A 4,612-nucleotide genomic window follows, 5' to 3' on the forward strand; every position below is an offset into this window, starting at 1 on the left:
TCCTCCAGTTCATACACCCGGGCGATGTTGGGGTGCTCCAGGTGGGCGGCGAGCCGCACCTCCTCCAGGGCACGCTGGCGCCGCTCCGGCCTGGGCGGCATCACCACGCGGCGGAGGATGACGACACGGGTGGGCCCACTGCCTCGCAGGGGTCTGCGCTCGGCGAGCACCATGGGGCTGTAGTCCTGCTGCTCCACCAGGGGACGCAGGTAGTCGTAGCGATACTCGGGCCCCTCGAAGAGAAGGCCACCAGGGCCGTGGGGACGGATGGGGAACTCGGAACTGGAGGGCGTGACCATGGTCTGCTCCTGGGTGGCTACTCCACGACGTGCGTCCAGCCGCCCGCGCCATCGGGGATGGAGCGTGTCATGAGGGCACCTCCAAGCCCAGACAGGTGTTCTGCCTGGGAGCCGAGGCCCCCTCAGGTAGCATGGCGGCTCGTGGAAGGGAAGTCCTGGCCAACTGCTCAAGTGGGTATTGCCCCACAACCTGTCGGAACGGAAGGACGAGCCGTGCCCGTCGCTTGACGGGCCGAAGGACCCCTCCTCTAATGCCGGGACAGCTTGGAAAAACCGGAGAGGCCGCTAAATGCCGCCACGGCGGATGGGCACGACGACCAGGAATGCCACGGGCCGTCCTGTCCTGGAGGTCCTTCTCCTGCTGGCCGGCTGCGCGACGAGTGGCGGCCCCATGAGGTCTCCTCCGAGCGGCACGATGGGCCTCCAGGGGAGGCCGTCTCCCTCTCCACGAGTCCCCACGCAGGGAGGCTCCAACTTGAGGCTCGACACCGCGACGGCTGGCTGTGGTGCCGGCAACGCCGCCGCTTGCGTGGCCCAGTACGGCAAGGAGGCGGCCTCGGTCGCCGCCGTGGCGACTGTCGTGAATGGGGCGCTCGACAGACCCAAGCTCGACCAGGGAACGCGGGACGCCATCGAAAGGGCGCTCGTGGAATGTGCCGAGTTCGCCCGTTCTCAGGTCCTTCTGCGACACGCGGCGGACTTTGAAAATGGACGACCCACCGCCACGGAGTGCAACCAGCCAGCGAAGAACCCACGACGCAAGGGTTTGAACTGGGCCATGCAACTGGGCATCGAGATGCACGAGGAGGCTCGGGAATGTGCGGAGGAGCGACTGGGCAAGGTCGTGCCGGGCAGATTCAGTCTGGAGCAGCGTTATCGCTACGATAGCGACACAAAACAGAAGAAGCCGGTCAGTGCCGAGGATGAAAAGGCACTGGAAGAGAGCGGCAATGGCGGCGAGCTGGCGGGGTCACTGAAGCCAGATGTGGTCATCCATATGGGCGACCTGCTCGCTATCCAAGCCATCTATGATTTCAAGTTTCGCTGTGAGAACGACAGGGATCCCCCTAGCTGGACTCAATACCAGAGCGGGCAGTCTTATCATGGAAAGAGCCAAGGCGAGATGTATGAGCAGGCGTTTGGGGAGATCCCCATAGCAATGATTACGCCCCGATGGGGAGTCATCCGATGAGCAATCACTGCCCCAGAATCCGAGTCCGCGCGGAGGACGGCTACCTTCTCGTCCGTGACGGCTTGAGCATCACCTTCTACATGCGCCACCCTCACCACGAGGTCGCACCCGCCATCTTGATTTCCCTGGAGGCCTATCTCGCCGCAGTGGGGCTAAACGCGCTTAGCCGGTACATGGACCAAGAAGGATTCTTTCACGAAATGGGTCCCGCTGCCTGGGACCAGTTCCGGCGTGCGATGCTCGCCAATAACCAGCTCATCTTTCATCTCAAGGATGCGGCCGAGGCCGAGCAGGGTTACCAGTTCCGCTACCATGGCAAGCTGTTCGATGACGCCTCGCTGTCTATCGATCCGGATGCGGTCTCGGTGGTCTCATTCTGGCTGCCCACGGAGTACCTTGAGGAGCATGGCCCGGGACGGGTGCGCGAGTTGGCGCTGGAGTTGGCGGCCCCTCTGCCGCTCTGCTCGGGCCATGGGGGGTTCAACTTCAGTTGCGAGTTCAGCCTTTCGGGAGCGAAGCGGGCGGTGCGCGAGCTATGCTTTCGCTACCCGGGCATGGAGATCCCCGCGCTAGGCCGGGTTGCCTGGCACATCGGTACACGGGTACGCGGTGCCGCGTGGCTGACATTTCTGGGACAGCCGGTGCTGGGTGAAATGGGCGGAGTGGAGGGGGTGCGTGCGTGCCTGCATTCACCCGAAACCACTGTGCAGTCGTTGGAGGGGTTGCGCGCCGTCGTTACCCTGGGCCAGTGGCCCGAGGCGGGCGACACGGAACAAGGCGATACCCTTCCCGCCTATCGTGAATTGGCCAGGGTGCTTGAGCCTTGGCTCTACCATGAACCGCACCCCCGTCGTTTTGACTTCACCCCGGAGGACATGCTCCGCTGGGAGCGGCGCTTCCTTGACTGACGGGGGGGCTGGCCGTCTCCGATCGTGTTCCGTGCTTCGGTTTGGCGCGGGGATGGCGGGGGCTAGGCGCAGGGCAACCGTAGAAGTTGTGCTGGACAAGATGACGGTCGGAGTGGTGTATCATGCACATGTCCGGAATGGAGCCGAGAGAAGCGCGCGTAGCGGAACTGGCGGCGCGGTTGTGCGCGGCGATGGCTCGCATCGCGGAGGGAGTCATCCGATGAGCACGCACTACCCGAGAATCCGAGTCCTCGCGCAGAATGGCTATCCGGTGGTTCGCGACGGCCTGAGTTTCACCTTCTACATGCGTCGCCCCCACCATGAGGTCGCGCCCGCCGTCTTGCGCTCCCTTGATGCCTATCGCGCCGCGATACGGCCAGACGCGCTTGGCTGGTACTCGGACCACGACGGGTTCGCTCAAGAACTGGACTCCGCTGCCTGGGAACAGTTCCGACACGAGATGCTCGGCGATAACTGGGTCATCTTTTATCTCATGTCTGGGGGACAGGATTCGCAGGCGTATGAGTTTCGCTATCATGGCAAGAGATATGATGCGGCCTCGCTGGTCCGTGATCCAGATGCGGTTACGGTAGTCTCGTTTTGGCTGCCCACGGAGTACCTGGAGGAGCATGGCCCGGGACGGGTGCGTGAGTTGGCGCTGGAATTGGCGGGCCCTTTGCCCTTCTGTTCGGGCCAAGGGGGATTGAACTTCAGTTCCGCGATTGACCTCGTGGGGGTGAGGCAGGTGGTGCACGAACTGTGCTTTCGCTATCCGGGCATGGACATCCCCTCCGAAGACCATGTCGCCTGGCATATCGGCACAAAGGTACGCGGGGCCGCATGGCTGACCTTCCTGGGACAGCCCTTGCTGGATGAGGTGGGCGGAGTGGAAGGGCTGCGCTCGCGCCTGCACTCGCCCGGAACCACCGTGCAGTCATTGGAGGGGGAGCGCGCTGTCGTCACCCTGGGCCCCTGGCCCGAAGCGGGTGATACGGAACAGGGCAATACCCTTCCCGCCTATCGCGAATTGGCGCGAGTGCTCGAACCCTGGCTCTACCATGCGCCGCCCCGCCGTAGCCGCGACTTTCTTACGGAGGAAGAGTTCCGTTGGGAGCGGCGCTTCCTGGACTGACGCGGGGGGCTGGCCGTCTTCGGTCCTACGGGAACGTCACCTCACCGAGAACGACCGTCCGCTTGCGCTCCGCGTCCCAAAGCGTGAGCGTGTACGTGCCCCGGGCCTGCTCCGTCGTGGCCAGCACCTCCACCACCACGCGGCCACGCTGTCCCGGTGCAATGGGCTCCGGCGGCCAGAGCGGCAGGGGCTTGAGGACCTCCCCCGTGGTGCTCCGCAGCACCGCGCCCGCCGCCACCCAGGGCCTCGTGCCGGGATTCCGAAGCTGCATGTCCACCGCCAGCCGGTCCCCGGCGCGGTAGCTCTGGACGTGCTCCTGGGAGAGGGCGTTTCCCTCCTTCCTGGTGACGCTCTCCGTCAGGTCCTTGGATGCGATGCCCTCCTCACCCAGCAGCCCGGAGGCGAGCACGCCGCGCAGTCCCTCCGGCACGGCCTGCTCGGCCCGGAGCTGCCGCACCTCCTCCTGGCACTGCTGAACCTCGGCCCGCGCTTCCCGCTCGGATTGTTGGTAGTCCGCCACGGTGCGCTTCTGGCGCAACACCTTCACCCGCTGCATGCCCAGCCCCGGGTGCGTCACGAGGATGAAGGTGACGCACGCCGGGGCGGCACTGTCCGCGAAGCACACCTCCACCTCGGAGCGCCTGCCCGCCTCCAGGTTCTCGCGCGGACTCAGCGAGAGCGACTGCCTTCCTGTCGCCATGTCCTCGAACCACTCCGGCTCGCCCAGCCTCACGGAGCCCGGCCGCAGCAGCGAATCGAAGGAGAGCGTGAGGGGCAAGCCCGGGGTGATGCACACCACCCTGGCCTTCGCGGTGGGCTCGGCGGACAGTTCGACGCGGGGGCTCGCCGCCGCGCACTCGTCCTGGCCGGGTGGCTCGGCGGGGCTGGGAGATTGGGAAAGGAGGAGAAGCGCCAGCAGGCCGGTGGGGGACGTGAAGGGCACGGAGAAACCTCCAGGGAGGCTGGGGCGCAGTGTGCGGGCCCAGGCCTCTACCACAGTCCCGTGCACCCCCAGGCCCAGCCCGGGACGGCGGGCCCACGCAAACGCCTACTTGAATTGCTCCACCGCGCGCACCGCCTG

4 protein-coding genes and 1 pseudogene are annotated in these 4,612 nt (G+C 65.6%); 3 read left to right on the plus strand and 2 right to left on the minus strand.

Going from position 1 to position 4,612, the window contains the following annotated elements:
• Nucleotides 1–299: pseudogene (locus VF794_RS24910) on the minus strand (hypothetical protein); the annotation flags it as partial.
• Between the two features lie 475 nt (nucleotides 300–774).
• On the opposite strand from VF794_RS24910, the gene VF794_RS24915 reads away from it, so the two are divergent.
• From VF794_RS24915 to VF794_RS24925, 3 genes are all read left to right on the plus strand, one after another.
• On the plus strand, nucleotides 775–1,491 hold the full coding sequence (locus VF794_RS24915; RefSeq protein ID WP_331114549.1) for a hypothetical protein: 717 nt from the start codon (nucleotides 775–777) through the stop codon (nucleotides 1,489–1,491).
• Nucleotides 1,488–2,399: a DUF3396 domain-containing protein gene (locus VF794_RS24920; RefSeq protein ID WP_331114551.1), complete on the plus strand. Its 912-nt coding sequence runs from the start codon at nucleotides 1,488–1,490 to the stop codon at nucleotides 2,397–2,399. Before VF794_RS24915 ends, VF794_RS24920 begins: the two co-directional genes overlap by 4 nt.
• 220 nt (nucleotides 2,400–2,619) lie before the next feature.
• Nucleotides 2,620–3,531: a DUF3396 domain-containing protein gene (locus VF794_RS24925; protein ID WP_331114553.1), complete on the plus strand. Its 912-nt coding sequence runs from the start codon at nucleotides 2,620–2,622 to the stop codon at nucleotides 3,529–3,531.
• Between the two features lie 25 nt (nucleotides 3,532–3,556).
• On the opposite strand, the gene VF794_RS24930 is transcribed toward VF794_RS24925, so the two are convergent.
• Entirely contained in the window at nucleotides 3,557–4,474 is a 918-nt protein-coding gene (locus VF794_RS24930) for a DUF2381 family protein (protein ID WP_331114555.1), read from the minus strand.
• Between the last annotated feature and the right edge of the window lie 138 nt (nucleotides 4,475–4,612).

This window comes from Archangium sp., assembly GCF_036389735.1.
GTDB lineage: Bacteria > Myxococcota > Myxococcia > Myxococcales > Myxococcaceae > Archangium.